13 protein-coding genes are annotated in these 18,791 nt (G+C 41.5%); 1 reads left to right on the top strand and 12 read right to left on the bottom strand.

Translation table 11 applies throughout. From position 1 onward, the window contains the following. Positions 1-87 precede the first annotated feature (87 nt). From RM552_RS15635 to RM552_RS15615, 5 genes are all read right to left on the bottom strand, one after another. Entirely contained in the window at positions 88-2,028 is a 1,941-nt protein-coding gene (locus RM552_RS15635) for an alpha/beta hydrolase family protein (protein WP_311369812.1), read from the bottom strand. Between the two features lie 82 nt (positions 2,029-2,110). After that, a complete protein-coding gene (locus RM552_RS15630; protein WP_311369811.1) occupies positions 2,111-5,317 on the bottom strand; it encodes a TonB-dependent receptor domain-containing protein in 3,207 nt (1,068 codons plus the stop codon). A 474-nt stretch (positions 5,318-5,791) separates the two neighbouring features. Next, the gene (gene arfB, locus RM552_RS15625) at positions 5,792-6,205 is read right to left on the bottom strand and encodes an alternative ribosome rescue aminoacyl-tRNA hydrolase ArfB (protein WP_311369810.1); all 414 of its coding nucleotides are present in this window, start codon (positions 6,203-6,205) and stop codon (positions 5,792-5,794) included. 194 nt (positions 6,206-6,399) lie between these two features. Further along, entirely contained in the window at positions 6,400-7,677 is a 1,278-nt protein-coding gene (locus RM552_RS15620) for an O-acetylhomoserine aminocarboxypropyltransferase/cysteine synthase family protein (RefSeq protein WP_311369809.1), read from the bottom strand. Between the two features lie 113 nt (positions 7,678-7,790). Then, positions 7,791-8,672 carry a MipA/OmpV family protein gene (locus RM552_RS15615; RefSeq protein WP_311369808.1) on the bottom strand — a complete coding sequence of 294 codons (882 nt, stop codon included), beginning with the start codon at positions 8,670-8,672 and terminating at the stop codon, positions 7,791-7,793. A 437-nt stretch (positions 8,673-9,109) separates the two neighbouring features. Here RM552_RS15615 and RM552_RS15610 point away from each other — a divergent pair, with 437 nt between their 5' ends. Beyond that, complete coding sequence (locus RM552_RS15610; RefSeq protein WP_311369807.1) at positions 9,110-9,757, top strand: hypothetical protein; 648 nt, start codon at positions 9,110-9,112, stop codon at positions 9,755-9,757. Positions 9,758-9,795: 38 nt separating this feature from the next. Here RM552_RS15610 and RM552_RS15605 read toward each other — a convergent pair whose 3' ends face one another. From RM552_RS15605 to RM552_RS15575, 7 genes are all read right to left on the bottom strand, one after another. Further along, positions 9,796-11,976 (bottom strand): prolyl oligopeptidase family serine peptidase, encoded by a 2,181-nt coding sequence (locus tag RM552_RS15605; protein ID WP_432277236.1) that lies wholly within the window; start codon positions 11,974-11,976, stop codon positions 9,796-9,798. Positions 11,977-12,213: 237 nt separating this feature from the next. Further along, positions 12,214-13,515, bottom strand: a complete 1,302-nt coding sequence (locus RM552_RS15600; RefSeq protein ID WP_311369806.1) for a TRAP transporter large permease — start codon at positions 13,513-13,515, stop codon at positions 12,214-12,216. A gap of 1 nt (position 13,516) precedes the next feature. Continuing rightward, on the bottom strand, positions 13,517-14,020 hold the full coding sequence (locus tag RM552_RS15595; RefSeq protein ID WP_311369805.1) for a TRAP transporter small permease: 504 nt from the start codon (positions 14,018-14,020) through the stop codon (positions 13,517-13,519). Continuing rightward, the gene (locus RM552_RS15590) at positions 14,017-15,039 is read right to left on the bottom strand and encodes a TRAP transporter substrate-binding protein (RefSeq protein WP_311369804.1); all 1,023 of its coding nucleotides are present in this window, start codon (positions 15,037-15,039) and stop codon (positions 14,017-14,019) included. Before RM552_RS15590 ends, RM552_RS15595 begins: the two co-directional genes overlap by 4 nt. Beyond that, positions 15,033-16,541, bottom strand: a complete 1,509-nt coding sequence (locus RM552_RS15585) for a mannitol dehydrogenase family protein (RefSeq protein ID WP_311369803.1) — start codon at positions 16,539-16,541, stop codon at positions 15,033-15,035. The genes RM552_RS15590 and RM552_RS15585 overlap by 7 nt, the downstream gene beginning before the upstream one ends. After that, positions 16,541-17,956 (bottom strand): glucuronate isomerase, encoded by a 1,416-nt coding sequence (gene uxaC, locus RM552_RS15580; protein WP_311369802.1) that lies wholly within the window; start codon positions 17,954-17,956, stop codon positions 16,541-16,543. Before uxaC ends, RM552_RS15585 begins: the two co-directional genes overlap by 1 nt. A gap of 35 nt (positions 17,957-17,991) precedes the next feature. Further along, a complete protein-coding gene (locus RM552_RS15575) occupies positions 17,992-18,783 on the bottom strand; it encodes a gluconate 5-dehydrogenase (RefSeq protein WP_311369801.1) in 792 nt (263 codons plus the stop codon). Positions 18,784-18,791 lie beyond the last annotated feature (8 nt).

Genomic DNA, 18,791 nt, shown 5'->3' with positions numbered 1-18,791 from the left:
TACTCGACTAAACAAAAAAGCCGGGAACATTGTCCCAGCTTTACTTTTCAGCAATTATTAATTGCTAACTTTCTATTGTTTCTACAGTTAGTTTTGAGCCACTTCTACTTTGTCCCAACATTTGTTGTCGAAAAAGTCTATCATGGCGGGGTAAAACTCCGCTTTGTGACGATAATACAAGGTATTAGAGAAATGATCCGCGCCCTCTAATTCCATATAGGTATGAGGTTTACCAATCTTTTTCAATTTATCAACCATAATCCGACTTTGTTCAACTGGCACTCGTTGATCAATAGACCCGTGCACAATAAACAAAGGCATCGTAATCTTCTCTGCACGCTGCAAAGCAGAGACACCAGATACCGTTTTACCTTGGAAAATTCTACCGTAACGACCTTGGTTAAATAGAGAAGCGCCTATTCTATCCAAGTCACTTACACCTGCGCCGGCTAAAGCACAAGCAAATGGACCATTCTCTCTCACAGAAGCCGCAAAGGCTGCATAACCACCGTAACTCCAACCGAATATTCCGACTCTGTCAGGGTCTGCTAGGCCTCTATCGATCAAGAATTTTGCGCCATCATCGAGGTCATCCTGCATTGTCATACCCCATTGATTGTCACCCAATTTCCAATGGTTTAAACCGTATCCTGTTGAGCCCCTGTAGTTAGCTTGTAATACCATATAGCCATGACTAGCTAGTAATTGTGCCCACTCATCATAAATTATTTCATCACGAACCCAAGGACCGCCATGAGGCATCACAACTAGCGGATAAGGTTTTTTGCCTACTACCGGAATAGTCACGTAAGACGGAATTTTTAGGCCATCTCTAGCCTTATATTTTATATATTTAACCGAACCGAGAAGATCACGATCGACTAGCGGATTACGTTCACCAATCACTTGTAAATCTTTTTTATTAGAAAGGAGATAATAAGTTCCTGGGTCTTTGTCTGCTTCTGTATATAGTACGATTTGATTATCGTCTTCCGAACGACTGTTGAAAAACACCTGTTTACCCGGGAATACACCCTTTACAGATTCTCGTAGGCCTTCTTCATATTCGTCTAACCAAACCGCGCTAGGATTTTTAGCCGTGTAAGAAAAACCCAATAATGTGCCTCTGTCAGCCTCTTTGCTACTAAGAATAACACCGCCTGCATCTACAGACTCTAAGCCAAATAAACGCTCAGAATATTCTTCTGTTTTTAGATTGTAAATATAGATACCTGCGGTATCTTGGCCTCTATTAGCAAGCACATAAAGTTCTTCAGGTTTTTCTTTAGAAAACGCTAAAAAACTAAGGTTTTCTCTGTTTTCTGCTCTATCTTTGAAGACTAATTGCCATTCACTGTCTTTATCGATTCTGGCATATTGGTCAAAGCTATTTTCAGCCAAATCATACGAAGAGGCGGCTCTGATAACACCATCATAATCGGCTCTTAAGCCACTGGAAAATTTACTATTCCCGCGAAACACCGTTTGAGTCCGTCCAGTGTATATATTATATTTAATGACATCAGGATATCTATTGTTGTTAATATCGTAATTCAATAAAATATGTTCTTTGTCTTGGCGCATGGTTGATACCACACTAAAACTAGCTTGATTGTCTTTCGGGAAAGGTATTCTCCATTTGCCTTTACCGTCAGCATTGACAATGCCTGACTTACTCACCCAATAGTTTCTATTACCGTCTTGAATATTTTGGCGAAAGCCAATCAATAATAATTCATCGTTTAACCAAGAAACAGATTGCATTTCCATTTTATCAGACGCAAATAAAACCGGATCTTTCTTTAGATTCGCTGTTTCTCTTACTTCTACAATATAGTCACCATCTTTACTAGTCGAACGCATTATGACAATACGTTCTCCGTTTGGCGATAATGAAACACGGGTCAACGCGGGTGACACCGTAAATGACTCAATAATGTCTGAATGAGTATAATCTTTTGCCGTTGTTGTAACGGGAATTAGCAATAATACCGCGGCTAATGCAATAAAAGTTTGCTTAGTCAGCATAGCTTTTCCTCTTTCTATTTTGTAAAAAAAAGGCTCACAGGACTAGGTCCGGTGAGCCCTTACTTATGTTGTTATTTTAGTATTAGAAACTAACACCAAAGTTAACAAATACTTCACGACCAGTAAGGTCATAACCAACACCTAGTGGAATATTACGTACATTAAATACGTTACCACGAGTACCTACTTTATTAGGCTGTCTGTCAAACACATTTGACATACCAACGTTAATATTCATGTTATCCCAAGCGTAGCTCACACTCATGTTATGACGAACATAAGAACCTGTGTAAGAAACTGGACGACATGAAATACCCGTTAAGCCATCACAAGCAATGTTGTTTTCATTGTAATCACCTAAGTTATCTGCTTCACCAGCACCAATATAGAAGGTTACCCAATTGAAACGGAAGTCTTGATAGGCTAGGCCTAAACGAGCACTACCACGCCACTCTGGGAAGGCTGGCTCACCAATGTTGTCATCAAATGTTTGGAAAGACTCACTGGTTTGTGACTTCAATTTAGTCGCCAACACATCGAGTGTTACATCAAGTTCATTATCACCAACAACAAATGCTTGGTTATAGAAAATGTTGTAGTCAGTACCACGTGAGGTTTGACGGTCAAAGTTAACCGGTGTACGAGAAATGTCAGTTAAGAAACCATCAGAATCACGAGGCGCTAAGTTACACAAAGCTGAATCACCATTTGGCGCGTCTTCATTGTTATAACATAAGGTTAATATTGCACCTGGCGATAGAGTAGCAACAGCATCGTTAATAGCGATTTCGTAGTTAGTGAATGACATTGTCAATTCAAACTCTTCACTCCAAGGTTGCTCAAAAATTACACCCCAAGTTTGCGATACAGACGTTTCAGGTCTCAAATCTTCGGTACCACTGGTGATGATTTCTGTACTTGATGCTGCGCCTACTGAAGGTGAATCAGCAGTACGTAAACCAAGAGAAGTCGCATCTACGCCGTTAGCAGCACAAGCTGTAAATACGCGAGCTTCACGATTATCATCTTCTGGTACGTAAGTCTCTGGTGCATTTGGTCCTGCAGTGATATCAGACTCTCTCGCATCTGCTGGGACAACACAAGGATCCACAACAGTATTAAAACCAGAAGTACCATTCAAGAAACGGTTACCTAAGTCAGGTGCACGATAAGATGTACCGCGCGTACCACGAACAGTTAACCATTCGGTAGGACGATAAACACCTTTTAAGCTCCAAACAGTTTCTGTGTCATAGAAGGTTTCGTTAGTAGAACGACCCGCTGCAGTTACTGTTAATTCTTCAGCATACTCGAGCCCTCTCAATAACGGGAATTCTGTTTCAAAATAAAATTCTTTAAGGTCGCGATCGCCGTCTGCACCGCGGTCTGAGAAGAAGCCCCACAATAAGCCTTCTGCTGCAACGTCGTTAGCATCAGTAATGATTTCATCTTTACGATATTCGAAACCAACAATTAATGGAACAATTTCTTCGTTCCATGGCAATGTAAGTAAGTCACCGCCAATGAAACCACTGAGAAGCGTTTGCTTAACTTCAGTTTCGATTGAACGCTCTAGGAATAAATAATCAGACTCAGCTTGTGTTGCAAAGGTACCACCACCAACTTGATAAATACTATCAGCGAACAAGTTGATTGGCACACAACCTTCACCACATGAAATAGATCCATCAGCCATACGTACAGAGTTTTCAAGAGAGAAAATCAGGCGTTCTTCATTTAGACCATTAGTTGAGTTAGTTCCTTTAGAAGCACTATAACTAACAGATGCTTCGTAGAACCAGTTACCTTGACCAAAATCAGCTAAGGCACCAATGTTACCTTCTAAGCCAGCAACCATACGATATTGATAAACGTCTGCTTGCTCGATATCACGGTCACCACGAATACTGATGATAGGACGCATTCTTGAAGGAGTATCACCGAAGAAACGGTCAAGTCCAGTTGCGGCGTAACAATTTACTGAGTTGATTGGATCAGTACCACAAGGGTTGTAAGGGTTATCGATACCTACCCACTGGAATATCTGAGCACCGGCACTAAATCCATCTGAATCACGACTTGCATACAAACCTTCGTAGAAGAAACGAGTGTCGTTATCGTCGTTAAACAAATAATCACCGTCGATATAAACACTGAAACGCTGAAGTGGTCTAGTCCAATCTGAAGAATTTACATAATCAGAAATTGACAAGCCATATAACTCATCTTGGAAGTTAACGTCTAATAGTCCGTCGCCATTTCCATCATAAAGACCGATATCGTCAATGCCGTCACCGTTACTATCCGCAGCAACCGTACCAAAAATAAACGGAACGTTTCCTAATGATGTTGTGGTTTCAGTTAAGTTAGGAACACCGATGTTACTTGAACCAGGTGTCCAATATAAAGAGCCGAAGAAATTTTCGTGCTGAATACGGTTTGATAACGGGAACAAATCACAATTTGTCGCCGGGCTAGCACTTGGACCAATACCACGGTATTCAGAGTAAATGTTACCTGCTCTATCTTCTTGGATTATCTCGTCACAGTCACTTACAAAACGGTTTTCAGAAAAAGACTGACCACGTGTTTCGTTATACTCAAATGCGATCTGGAAACGATAATCATCACCACTGGTACCGTACATACCTGACAATACAGTTTGCTCTGCGCCGTCAGACTCAGGGTTTGAATAAAAACCTTGGAATTCAAAACCATCAACGTCTGTACGTAAAATGGCGTTTGAAACACCCGCAATCGCATCAGAACCATATGTTGTAGATGCGCCGTCAAATAAGTTTTCGACGCGCTCTATTAGAACAGTAGGAATCAAGTTAAGGTCAGGAGAAACTGGCGCACCACCTGCACCTGCAGGAGCAATACGACGTCCGTTAACCAAGACCAATGTACGGCCAGCGCCTAATCCACGGAAACCGATAGTAGAAGCACCCGGACCATTATCTAGTACGAATCCTGAGAATGTACTATCAATCTGTAGACCAGATACCTGAGAAGTTGTTTGTAAAAGTTCAGCCGTATCGAATAGACCTAGCTCTCGTGATATATCACCATCTAATACTTGGATAGGAGAAGCGGTTGAGAATTCTTGACGACGTATACGAGAACCTGTGACCGTTACTCTTTCGACGACTTCTTTAACCTCTTCTTCACTTTCTTCTAGCAAATCATCTTCTTCTTGTGCAAACAATGAAGGAGATGCCGCTAAGCCCAAAGCAAGCATTACACCAAGCGACAATTTATGTAGCTTAGAATCATTTTTTGTAATCATATTGTTTCCCTATTTGCTGCGAATGTAACAGCATTTTTCTATTTATTTGTAAGTAGTCTAGTTATTATTGTGGCTACTTTTTATTTGCAAATGAAGTGCTGCCTTTAAATTAAGATCATGCAGAACTTTAATTAAACAAAGACATTTACCCGTTCGCTACACTACTCAAAGCACCGCAAATAGTCAAATACAAAAACGTGCATTAGGCGCAAAAAAATTGTAGTTTTTTACCGGAATTGCATGAAAATATTTCAAAATTGAATTGTTTGTAACAAAATGTGCACACTTAACTGGTCTAATTAGTTTGTTTTTAGGATGGATATTGCGCAGTTTTTAAAATTTAATCAAAAATTCCCTGATAATTCTGAATAAAACGAGATAAATATACTTTTATCCTTAAAAGACAATATTATGCGTCGGCAATATGCATGTTATCAAGTGTCTCACCAATCAAACAAATTGCTTATTTGGCGTTTAAAAATCTACCTTCTTCCTCAGAGATTTAGTCACGCCACGTTTGGTTTTGCTATCGACTCGACGTATTTGTGAGGCTTTTGTTGGTTTACTTGGTCTTCGTGCTTTTTGCACAACCATTGCGGAACGTATTAGTTCTTGCAATCGCTCCAAGGCAGCTTTTTTATTTTTTAGCTGCGTTCTAAACTCTTGTGATTTTATAACTATTACTCCTTCCGAAGTAACTCGTGAATCAGATAACTTTAACAGCTTGTCTTTGTGCACCCTTGGTAGCGAAGACTTTTCTATATCAAAGCGCAAATGAATGGCCGTTGCCACTTTATTAACATTCTGTCCACCATTACCAGCAGACCTTATAGCATTAAGCTCGATTTCCCAATCGGCAATTGTTATCGCATTTGATATAACTAACATAAAGAACTCTGTGGTAGATCGAAGAATAAAAAGTTTTGTTTACTGATTAAGATTGTAGAGATATCTTAAAAGCTTCTGAACGGAATAAAAAGGGAAACTTGAAAATGACTAATTGCCACCCAATTTTTCAGAGTGTATCTAAATAACTAATATGAGCGCCTCGTCTTAACCAAGGCGCTTCTCAAAAAAGCAAGTTACGACTGACTCGCTGCCAAGGCCTGTTCAATATCGGCAATAATATCATCGATATGTTCAATGCCCACTGAAATCCGCACCATGTCTTCAGACACACCAACAGTTGCAAGCTCTTCAGGGCTTAATTGACGATGTGTAGTGCTGGCAGGATGGCAAGCCAGAGATTTTGCATCACCAATATTCACCAATCGCAAAATTAACTGCAATGCATCTATAAATTTGGAACCAGCTTCAATCCCGCCTTTTATACCAAAACTAATAATTCCAGCCGCTTTACCACCGCATATTTTTTGGCAAGTTTCATAATATTTACTAGAAGGCAGAGCTGCATAATTGACCCAGTTTACGGCTTCATGCTTCTCCAAGTAGCCCGCTACTGACGCTGCATTTTCACAATGCCTTTCCATACGCAAGGAAAGGGTTTCTAGGCCCTGCATAATTTGGAAAGCACTATTGGGTGAAAGAGCCGCACCAGTATTACGTAAAGGTACCACTCGGCAACGCCCTATATAAGCCGCAGGACCCAATGCCTCTGTATATACGACACCATGATAGGACGGATCTGGCGTTGTCATCATTTTAAAGCGCTCACCATTGGCGGCCCAATCAAACTTGCCCGAATCAACAATAATGCCGCCTATTGTGGTGCCATGACCACCAATGTATTTGGTTAACGAGTGAATAACAATATCCGCACCTAAATCAAACGCTTTGCATAAAATAGGGGTTGCTACCGTATTATCAACAATTAAAGGTACGCCAGCTGCATGGGCTATTTCAGCCCAACGTTGTATATCAACGACATTACCGGCAGGGTTTCCAATAGATTCGCAAAAAAGTGCACGCGTGTTTTCATCGATAAGCGAAGCTAGTTTTTCATAGTCATCACCCGCCGCAAAGCGCGCTTCAATACCTTGTCGAGGAAAGGTGTGTGCGAATAAATTATAAGTTCCACCATACAACTGACTTGAACTGACAATATTACTACCAACCTCAGCAATCGCCTCAATTGCATAGCGTATTGCTGCCATACCGGAAGCAACCGATAATGCGCCTATGCCCCCTTCTAACTCAGTAACTCGTTGCTCTAAAACAGCATTTGTTGGATTCATAATACGGCTGTAAATATTGCCGGGCACGGCTAAATTAAATAAATCAGCGCCATGTTGAGTATCGTCAAATGTGAACGAGGTAGTTTGATATATAGGGGTAGTGGCAGCCTTTGTTGTGGGGTCGCTACTATAACCTGCGTGTAAAGCAATTGTTTCGGGTTTCATCGCCATCTCCATAGTGGTTCTTTGTTTTATATTATGGAGTGTACCTGTGTATGACAAAAAACCTTATATAAAAAGAGTATTTATTATGCGAATGTCGATTTTAACACACTATATTACCAACTTGCTTTAGCTTCACTTTCGTATAAACGCCAAACAAATCCAAGTCCAATGCTGTATGTAATATTATCTTCAAACAATGGACTGTCTTCATTTGCTGCGCCATGGTGAATTTGTGCAGATACAGATGCAAATCCGCGCATATTTTTACGAATAGGGAAAGACATGCTGGCAGAGAGCTCGGCGCCCAAAAAACCGCCTTTGGCGTCAAACTGTGAACGAGTGTTAGTAGCGAATTCACTATCGACTTGATAAAAATAATCGTGTAATTCTTCAGTAGCGAACACTAAACCCGCCGACAAGTTGAGACCCGTGTTTTCTTGCCATACTCCCCGTTGTTGATAAGTAAGTTTAGGTTCAAATACGTACCCTCGTTCATCAATGCGCTCAAAGTCAGTCGAAAAAACGGCTCTTGCTTGCAGTCTTAGATTTAATCGACCATTGCCACCACCATCAAATTCAAAGTCCTTCATGCGGTATACAAATTGAGGGCCTACTTCAAAAAGGAAGTCTAATTCGGGCATGCCCTCCCTTGCGGTATTATCTTCGCTGTCTGCAGAGAATGCCCCACCAAATGAAAGATCGATTTCGTAGTTTTTGTCTTCGACGACTACAGCACGAGCACCACCTCCACCACCTAGCCTAAATACATCACCGCGATATACAATATAGGGTGCTGCCAAAGCAATAAAATTACGCTCGCTAGAAGCAGGATATTTGGCAACGTCAATGGCGCCGCCACCGGCGCCAAACTCCCATAGGGGCTGTGCGTCTCCAAGGCTTTCAAACCCGGTTAAATTACGATCAGGCGATTCGACTATATCTGTTGCTTCATCCTCCACAGTTGCACTAGCGCCAAGAAAAACTTGTGCCAACATTAGGGAGCAACATAGCAGCTTTAAATTGTGTTTTGTAAAAGATGAAGAAGATATTGCCACGTCTGATTTTCCTTTAAGAAGCACTGGTTACATGCTCGTTTACAAATAAGCTATAAAGTAATACGACGATTAAAGGAAAAAAGTATCTTAAACTTTTTTAAGGTTTTTCTGACATCAGTTGATTTCTAGCGACTTCCACCATAATGAGCACTTGGCATGGGGTAAATTGCTCCAATAATGAAGTTGAGCGATAGCTGGTCCATTCTGCAAGCTGTTGCTGACTGAGTCCCACGTAGTCATTGCGTTAAGCAATTTTCTCATATGAAAACTCAAACATTTCTGCGAGTAAATTGGCGAGAACGACATGACTCGGTTAATATGCTTACTTAGTGCTCAAAACAACGCTTAAAGCGTCATTCAATAAAACAGGATTTGTTATGTACCTAACTCAACATTCTCACTCTAGTCAGAGTCGTGTTAAAAATAATAGCGTAGTGGCTATTACATTCACTTTATTACTGTTTTTTTGTACGCAAACATTGGCAAACGTGAGGCCGGCGCCTCTTGTTTCTATTCCAAGTCATGATGCTTTCTTCGATGCCATAAAGCAACACTGTGGCAAGGCATTTGAAGGCAAGGTTGTCTTTGACAATGACCCCAGCCCCGCATTTGATAACAAGTTAATCATGCATGTACGTCATTGCACCGATACCGAGCTACAAGTCCCATTTCACGTAGGTGATAATGCGTCTAGAACATGGATAATTACTAAAACAGGGAGTGGTTTGAGTCTTAAGCACGATCATCGCAAACCCGACGGTAGTGACGATCCATTGACCATGTATGGCGGGCATACGAATGATGCAGGTTACGCTCAAGTGCAGTCTTTTCCGGCAGATCAGTATTCCAAGGAGCTATTTTTAAATACCGGCATACCACAATCAATGGGTAATACTTGGCAAATGTATATCTACCCTGAAAAGTTCACCTACCGTTTAATTCGGCAAGGAAGAGAATTCAGAGTAGACTTTGATTTGAGTAAACCCGTTGCTTTGCCCATCACGCCTTGGGGTTATGGCGACTAGACACCATATAAAAATAGGCGATTTGGGCAATGAGTGTTTTACAATTCGTCTAACGATCGGATACCCATGCTGTATAAAACAAAACCATAGATGTCAGCATATTGCTCAATGGTTTTACTAATGGGTGTACCCGCGCCATGACCAGCGTCAGTTTCGATTCTGATCAAGGTCGGATTATTCCCTTGTTGGTTTGCCTGCAATTCTGCGGCAAATTTGAACGAATGCGCTGGTACTACTCGGTCATCATGGTCAGCGGTTGTTACCATAGTTGCTGGATACTCGACACCGGCTTTTATATTATGCAAAGGAGAGTAGCCGAGTAAATACTTAAACATTTCGTCACTCTGCTCTGAAGTACCGTAGTCATATGCCCAACCTGCACCCGCAGTAAAGGTGTGATACCGAAGCATGTCTAACACGCCTACTGCAGGCAGGGCAACTTTAGCTAAACTAGGACGTTGGGTCATAACAGCACCGACCAACAAGCCGCCATTTGAGCCACCGCGCAGCGCTAAATAATCGCTGCTGGTGTACTTGTTATCAATTAAATACTCTGCTGCCGCAATAAAGTCATCAAACACATTTTGTTTTTGCAGTTGTGTGCCTGCTTTGTGCCATGCTTTTCCGTACTCTCCACCGCCACGAATATTAGGCACGGCATATATACCCCCGAGTTCAAGCCACGCAGCCACTGTAGAACTAAACCGAGGTGTAAGACTGACATTAAAACCGCCATAACCATAAAGTAAGGTGGGGTTTTTACCGTTTAACTGTGTATCTTTTGCATGAGTAATAATCATTGGCACTTTGGTGCCGTCTTTTGAGGTATAAAATACTTGTTTGGATACAAACTTACTTCCATCAAACTTAGACGCAGGTTTGTTAAATAAAGTAGACTCGCCACTTGCAATATCGTAACGGTAAATAGTGGTGGGTGTTGTATAATTGCTGAACGTATAATAGGTGTTTTTGCTATCAGTTTTTCCTGCAAAAGAACCAGCACTGCCTATATCGGGTAAATCGATAGTACGAATCTGTTGGCCGTTTAAGTCGTATTGATACACTTTAGAAATAGCATCAACCATGTATTCTGCAAAGATATAGCCACCCGCGGTGCTTGGCGATAAGACATTGTCAGTTTCGTTAATAATTTCTTGCCAATTTTCAACATTGGGCTCATTTGCATTTACCGCAACAACTTTTCCATTTGGCGCCTTATAATTAGTAACCAGCCAGAGTTTTTCTCCTTCACTAGCCAACATGTAAACATCGCCATCAATGTCTTCTTTAACAGTTTTCCACTTAGCATCAGCGTCAGTTAAATCTTTTAAATATGCTCGATTCCCAGATGTAGACACCGACGCAGTTACCAACAAATAACGGCTATCTTCGCTTACCTGTGCGCCAACATAGCGATGTTTCTCCGCATCTGTATGTCCGAAAATTTTAGCGTCTTCAGATTGCGGCGTGCCTATTTTATGATAATAGAGTTTATGCTGGTCAGTTTTGGCACTTAACTCCGAGCCATCTGGCGCATCGTAACTAGAATAATAAATCCCTTCATTTTTATACCAACTTAAGCCACTGAATTTTACGTCGTCGAGCACTTCTCCTACTAACTCCATAGTGTCGGTATCCATGAAATACACTTCACGCCAATCGCTGCCTCCTGTAGAAGTTTGATACGCAACTAATGAACCGTCTTCAGAAAAAGACATGCTTGATAAAGACACCGTGCCGTCGTCACTTAATTGGTTAGGATCAATAAATACTTCGGGTTCACCATTGTCTAATTGCCGATAAACAACACTTTGATTTTGTAAGCCATCATTTTTATAAAAATAAGTATATTTTCCTTCTATGAAAGGCGCCGACACTCGTTCATAGTTAAGTAAATCGCGAACAACATTTCCTATTGTTTCACGATAGGGAATTTGCATTAAATATGTTTGGGTTGTCTTATTTTGTGTTGCGACCCATGCTTCCGTTTCGGCACTGCGATCATCCTCTAGCCATCTGTAGGGGTCAGCTACATCGGTACCAAAGTATGTGTCAACCACGTCACCTTTTTGTGTTTCAGGATAAACGAGTGTGCTTTTCGGCATTAATGTTGTACTTTCTTCCACTTGCACCTCATCTGGTTTAGGCTGACAGGCAATTAGACTGCTAGTAGCAAAAATCGCTATCGCAGACTGAAATATTCGTTTGTTTATGTTCATGTAAATATCCATCGTTTTTTAATAATAATTAGTTTTTGTAAGCTCTATTGGCTCTAGTTTTATAATTTCCACCTCAAGCCAGATTATGCCTTTGGCGCACATTGATAGAGAAATTCAGTTTTTCCGACTACGCCTGCATACCGAGCATACAATCGGCGCAAATAAAATAAGGCTCGTTTAATACAGAGCTTAAGTACGGGGAAAGAAGAAGAGTTGTTCACTTTTGAGTGTAAGATATTACTCCATCAAACCCAATGCACGCGGCAACCACAGACTGATTTCGGGTATAAAGGTAATGAGCATTAACCCTACCAGCATGGTGATGAATAAAGGCAACAATGGCTTAATAACTTCGTGGATTTTTAGCTTAGCAACACTGCAACCCACAAATAGTACTGAGCCCACAGGTGGTGTGCATAAGCCAATACACAAGTTAAGTACCATCATAATGCCAAAATGAACTGGGTCCATACCTGTCGCCACCACTACAGGCAAAAATATAGGCGTAAATATCAAAACCGCTGGCGTCATATCCATAAAAATACCAACACATAACAAAATCACATTTATGATGAGCAAAATAATGATGGGGTTGTCACTTATAGTGAGTAAAACATCGGTAATAGTTTGTGGAATATTCTCATAAGCCATCACCCAAGACAGGGCTAGCGATGTCGCCACTAAAAATAACACGATACTAGTAGTTTTTACGGTATTTAAAATAAGTGGTCGTATATCAGAGATGCTCACTTCTTTGTACATGAATACTAAAATCGCGCTGTATAACACAGCAATAGCAGAAGCTTCTGTGGCGGTGAAAATGCCGTTTACAATACCACCAATCACTACTACCAACATGAGTAAACTTGGCAATGCAGCAACAAAGGTAGAAGTCACTTTTGCAAAACTTGCTTTTTCTCCACTCGGATACCCACGGCGCTTTGCCATAACACCTGCACACAGCATTAGTAAGGCACCAATCAATAAACCAGGTACATATCCGGCCATGAACAATGCCGCAATAGACACGCCACCCGACGCTAAAGAAAATACGATCAAAATATTACTTGGTGGAATGATAAGGCCTGTGGTCGCTGAACTAATATTCACCGCCGCAGAATATGCTTTGTCGTAGCCTTCCTTTTCCATTCTTGGCCCCATTGCCGAGCCAATTGCAGATGCAGACGCAACTGCAGAACCCGAAATTGCGCCAAAAAGCATGTTCGCGATGATGTTGACAAAAGCAAGCCCACCGGGCAAAGCTCCAACTAAAGCGCGTGCAAAGTCAATAAGCCTTCGCGCTATTCCACCGCTGTTCATAAGTTGTCCAGCTAAAATAAAAAATGGGATGGCTAACAAAGTAAAACTATCCAAACCAGTGCCCATTCGTTGAGCAATAGTCGTAAGTGTCGACAGCGCTGGTACACTAACTATTAAGGTTAGTGTCGCTGATATGGCAATGCTAAAGGCAATGGGCACACCAATACCTAGCAATACCACAAAACTCAAAATCAATATTAAAACTTCGATGCTGCCCATATTAATTTACCTCTGCATCTGTTGACGAAGATGAATGTAAAAGCAGTACATCACAAATGCTATACACCAGCATTAATAAACCACTTAGGGGGAGGGCAACATAAACGTAACCCATAGGAATTTGCAATACCGTCGTCATCTGTCCTAAATGCAATGTTGTATAAACAAGATTTGCCCCTCCAACGACTAACACCGCAACAGCAAAAACAGCAATAGTAATGTGGATAAAACCTTGCAATAAAATGGCCTTCATAGCACTGAGCTTTTCAATGAGCAAATCTACCGAAAGATGAGCGCGTTGACCTACCACCCAGGCTGCCCCTATTAGGGTTAACCAAATTAATAATATTCTGGCTACTTCACTAGTAAAAGTGCTAGGCGAGGCCAAAATATAACGGCTAGTAACCTGCCATAAAACCGTAACCACCAAAAGCAACACGATTATGATTAAAATAGGCTCCAATACTTTATCTAAAAAGCGACGTAATGCCATTGTGCTATTCATGGTGATACCTCGTTTGTGTCGCTGGCCTTCGCTTGAATACGTTTAATATACTCATATGCGGTGGGGTCTGATTTGTACGCTTCTAATAAACTTGCTGTTGAATTAGCAAAAGGGACTTTGTCTGGATAAATAATCGTTACACCCGCTTCTTTCACTGCATTGAGCGCCTCAAGTTCAGCTTGTTCCCACAACATACGCTGATGAATGGCTGACGCATTTGCTGAAGCCTGCAACCACTCTTGTTGTTGTGTAGTCAATCGGTCCCATAAATGTGTCGAAATCATAAGTACATCGGGTACCGATGTATGTTCATTTAAAGTGTAATAAGGCGCAACTTCATAGTGTCTGGAATAATAAAAACTAGGCGGGTTGTTTTCCGCGCCATCTACCACGCCTTGCTGCAAAGCGGTATATAGTTCACCCCACGCTATTGGTGTTGGCGAACCGCCCATTGCCTTCACTAAATTCATGGCGGTCACGCTCGATTGCACTCGTATCTTTAAGCCCTCTAAGTCTTCAGGCAAATTAATAGGGTTTTCAGTTGTATAGTAACTGCGGCTGCCCGCGTCATAAAAAGTTAAACCTCGCAACCAATAAGGCTCACTTTCTGTTAATAAATCACGTCCAATTTCGCTATCCATAACCGTATGTGCATGCTTTTTACTCATAAAAATATAAGGCAAGCTAAGCACTTTTACATTTGGGGCAAAATTCTCTAACACTGCTGCCGACACTTTTGTCATGCCAACTGAGCCTATTTGTAATAATTCTAGAGTTTGCCGTTCACTACCTAATTGCTGATTTGGATATAGAGTAATACGCATTTCGCCATTAGAACGTTTAACCAAATCATCAGCCATGTACTGCATGCCCAAGTGCACTGGATGCGAAGTGTCGAGTGCGTGCCCTAACTTAATATCAATTGTTTCACTTTGTTGTGCACATCCGGCTAACAGCAATATACTGGCACATATAAACACTGTGTTTTTTAATCTCGTGTTGAAGTTGCTTTTTAACATTGGCCAACCACCACTTGTAAAGAGTGAAGAGAATCGCAAGCGCGTGATTGCTCTCGCATATGGGCAAGCCAATAGCATACTTTGCTTTTAACTTGCTTATTTTGTTTTACATTTTGATCAAAAATAGTATCCATACAAAAGATTTCCTCAACCCACTCAGTGAGGTCTCCATTAGCAGTATAGTAGGCACTCGCTAACTCTATGGTGTATGGATCTTGTACTGAGATTTCTTTACCATTGAGGTCTAAGCCCGATACATATTGAATCCAAGCCGCAATTACAAAACATAGTCTGTCGATGCTTCCTTGATTATCTAACTGAAAAGCAAGTGCATGCAAAAGCCGTTGCGGTAATTTCTGCGAACCATCCATCGCGATTTGATATGTTTGATGATGTAAGTGTGGATTGGCAAAACGTTGCAGCAGCTGCTGACAATATTGTTTTACATCTATTCCTTTGGGAACATCAACACTTGGCAATAGCTCTTCGCGCATAATTGCCGAAATAAAAGCGAAGCATTCTGGATTTTCAATAGTCTCAGCCACTGTTTTAAAACCGCTTAAATATCCAACATAGGCAATGGATGAATGACTACCATTTAATAGACGCAACTTCATAGTTTCGAATGCATGAACATCTTGTGTTAACAAAGCCCCGGCTTTTTCCCAAGCAGGCCGGTCTTGTGCAAAATTGTCTTCTATAACCCATTGGCTGAAGCTTTCAGTCACAATCAACCCATGATCATCGTAGCCTAGTTGCTGACAAAATTTATTACGGACTTGTTCGGTCATAGCAGGTACTATGCGATCAACCATGCTGCTTGGAAACGCGTATTCAGTTGCCACATGTTCAGCAAAATCAGGGGCTAGTTGGTGTGCAAAACTCAAGACCAAATTCCTTAACAATTGGCCATTTGCTGGCAAGTTATCACAACTCATGACTGTAAAACCGCTTAAGTTACGCTGCCAACGAAGGTGCATAGCCCACACCAAATACCCTATTGCACTGCGCGGATGTTGGTGCTTTGTTAAGTCGCAATTTAAATCGTGTTGTATGTCTGGGTGAGATAGATGTAATTGACCGCTTGCCGGATCGTGACAATACCCTTTTTCTGTAATCGTAAGGCTTACAATTTTGGTCCTTACATCACTTAATACGGCTAAGACAGTATCGGGTGATTCTGGTGCGACAATGACTTCCTTAATGACGTCTATAATTTGAGTATTATAGCCTTCTGAGTTTTGCTCAACGACGGTATATAGGCCATTTTGTGGATTTAGCTGCTCTGCCATGGTTGCGCTTCGTAAGCTAACACCTATTATTTTCCAACTATCGCTATTTTCGGTTTCTAAAGCTTTTTGTGTATACCACGCTTGATGCGCTCGATGAAACGCCCCTACCCCCAAATGCACAATGGTAGAACTCGCATCCAAGCTAGAATTTGCGTTCGATTTATTGAACGAGGCATTTAAACGAGGTAATGATTTAATTTGCGTATCCATTATAGCTTGTATGCCTTTTTAGCAAAATCATAGGCTAAACCGTGAGCCAACTCATGTGCTTCGTCTTCATGCAATCGATGTTCTGCCACAAGTTTTGACAAAAAATTACAATCCATACGGCGAGCTACATCGTGCCTAGCTGGAATTGACAAAAACGCGCGGGTATCGTCGTTAAAACCAACGGTATTATAAAATCCTGCCGTCTCGGTGACTTGCTCTCTGTATCTACGCATGCCTTCAGGGCTATCATGGAACCACCATGCAGGGCCAATTTTTAGTGCTGGATAGTGACCCGCTAATGGCGCTAATTCACGGCTGTAAGAAGTTTCATCAAGGGTAAACACTATAATACTGAGCCTAGAATCGTTACCAAACTTATCTAGCAATGGTTTAAGCGCATTTACATAATCCGTTTGTAGCGGTATATCGGCACCTTTGTCACGTCCAAAACCTTGGAAAAGTCTCGGATTATGATTGCGATAAACACCCGGATGAATTTGCATCACTAAGCCGTCTTCAATACTCATTTTGGCCATTTCAGTCAGCATTTGGGCACGAAATAACTCGGCATCTTGGGCACTGCATTTTGAGGCAATTACTTTCTGGTATAAACGTTCACATTCTTGGAGAGATAAATCTGCAGTAAGCGCAGTAGGGTGACCATGATCACTTGAAGTCACGCCCGTTGATTTAAAAAATGCGCGTCTAGCAGCCAAGGCCTTTAAATAACTAGCAAAATCTGAACAATTTTCTCCTGTTAGGGCTGCCAGTTTTTCAATATTTTGGGTGAAACCTTCGAACTCTGGATCAATAACCGGATCTGGCCTAAATGCTGATATAACCCGCCCAGACCAATCACTATCAAGAATATGCCGATGGTGTTTTAAATCGTCTAATGGCGATTCTGTGGTAGAAATAACTTCAATATTGTATTGCTCAAACAAGGCACGCGGCCTAAATTCGTCTGTGGCTAGTGCAGTGTTAATGATATCGTAATATCTGTCGGCAGTTGATGCATCAAGGCGCACATTAATATTAAAAACATGATAAAAAATATAGTCCAACCACAACTGCGATGGCGTACCCCTAAACAAATAATAATGCTCTGCAAATAAGCGCCATACCTGTCGAGGGTCTGTCTCGTAGTCACCGCCGTCATCCGGTTTTACCCCTAAAGATTGCATTGATATACCTTGGCTATACAGCATTCTCAATACATAATGATCGGGCGTTAATAAAAGCTCAGCGGGGTTACTAAATGATTCGTTTAGTGCAAACCAACTTGGATCGGTGTGACCATGTGGGCTAATAATTGGTAAAGACTTCACTTCAGCATATAAACGTCGACATATTTCTCTGGCTCCTGGTTCCGAAGGAAAAAGCCGATGCTCGTGAAGATGTAAGGGTTTACCCATGATAATACTGCGTTCCTAAATAATTATTGCTTAAATTAACTTTCATTGGATGGTTTACCGATGGTTGCTAAAATACCACCGTCGACATATATCACTTGTCCATTCACAAAATCTGACGCTTTGGCCGACAAAAATACCGCCGCACCTTGCAACTCATCTGGCTGCCCCCATCGACCCGATGGCGTGCGGTTTATTATAAACTCGTTAAAAGGGTGCCCATCTACTCTAATAGGTGCTGTTATATCAGTAGCAAAGTAACCTGGTCCAATCGCATTGACTTGAATTCCGTCTCTGGCCCATTCAGTTGCCATGTTTCGAGTTAGCATTTTAAGGCCTCCTTTGGCCGCTGCATATGCACCAACACCATCGCGGCCTAGCTCACTCATCATTGAACAAATATTAATAATTTTGCCGTGACCTTGTTTACGCATGTGCGCTACAACAGCCTTTGCCATAGCAAAAGGAGCAGTTAAGTCGGTTTCAACTATGTTCCTGAAATCATCAACTTCCATGCTTGCCAAAGGTTCACGTTGAATAATCCCTGCGTTGTTTACTAAAATGTCTATGCTTCCGTGAGCGTCAACAATCGTATCAATTTGCTGGGATAAGCCAGCATAATCAGTTACATCAAATATTGCAGAATGCGCTTTTATCCCTTGTTCTGATAGATGGGCAACAGCGCTTTCTACGCCGTTTTGATTTCGCCCATTTAGCACAACAGTGGCTCCTGCGGCACCCAAGCCTGTTGCCATAGCTAAACCTAAGCCTTTATAACCACCTGTAACTAAAGCCACCTTTCCTGATAGATCAAATAGAGTATTCGACATTGTTGTAC

The organism is Glaciecola petra (genome assembly GCF_031846345.1).
Lineage (GTDB): Bacteria > Pseudomonadota > Gammaproteobacteria > Enterobacterales > Alteromonadaceae > Glaciecola > Glaciecola petra.
Note: the sequence above shows the minus strand (reverse complement) of the source record. Positions and strands in the feature narration are given on the sequence as shown.

Coding starts and splice junctions, on each gene's coding strand:
- RM552_RS15635 (WP_311369812.1), bottom strand. CDS start 2,028: ATGCTGACTAAGCAAACTTTTATTGCATTAGCCGCGGTATTATTGCTA.
- RM552_RS15630 (WP_311369811.1), bottom strand. CDS start 5,317: ATGATTACAAAAAATGATTCTAAGCTACATAAATTGTCGCTTGGTGTA.
- arfB (WP_311369810.1), bottom strand. CDS start 6,205: ATGTTAGTTATATCAAATGCGATAACAATTGCCGATTGGGAAATCGAG.
- RM552_RS15620 (WP_311369809.1), bottom strand. CDS start 7,677: ATGAAACCCGAAACAATTGCTTTACACGCAGGTTATAGTAGCGACCCC.
- RM552_RS15615 (WP_311369808.1), bottom strand. CDS start 8,672: ATGTTGGCACAAGTTTTTCTTGGCGCTAGTGCAACTGTGGAGGATGAA.
- RM552_RS15610 (WP_311369807.1), top strand. CDS start 9,110: ATGTACCTAACTCAACATTCTCACTCTAGTCAGAGTCGTGTTAAAAAT.
- RM552_RS15605 (WP_432277236.1), bottom strand. CDS start 11,976: ATGAACATAAACAAACGAATATTTCAGTCTGCGATAGCGATTTTTGCT.
- RM552_RS15600 (WP_311369806.1), bottom strand. CDS start 13,515: ATGGGCAGCATCGAAGTTTTAATATTGATTTTGAGTTTTGTGGTATTG.
- RM552_RS15595 (WP_311369805.1), bottom strand. CDS start 14,020: ATGAATAGCACAATGGCATTACGTCGCTTTTTAGATAAAGTATTGGAG.
- RM552_RS15590 (WP_311369804.1), bottom strand. CDS start 15,039: ATGTTAAAAAGCAACTTCAACACGAGATTAAAAAACACAGTGTTTATA.
- RM552_RS15585 (WP_311369803.1), bottom strand. CDS start 16,541: ATGGATACGCAAATTAAATCATTACCTCGTTTAAATGCCTCGTTCAAT.
- uxaC (WP_311369802.1), bottom strand. CDS start 17,956: ATGGGTAAACCCTTACATCTTCACGAGCATCGGCTTTTTCCTTCGGAA.
- RM552_RS15575 (WP_311369801.1), bottom strand. CDS start 18,783: ATGTCGAATACTCTATTTGATCTATCAGGAAAGGTGGCTTTAGTTACA.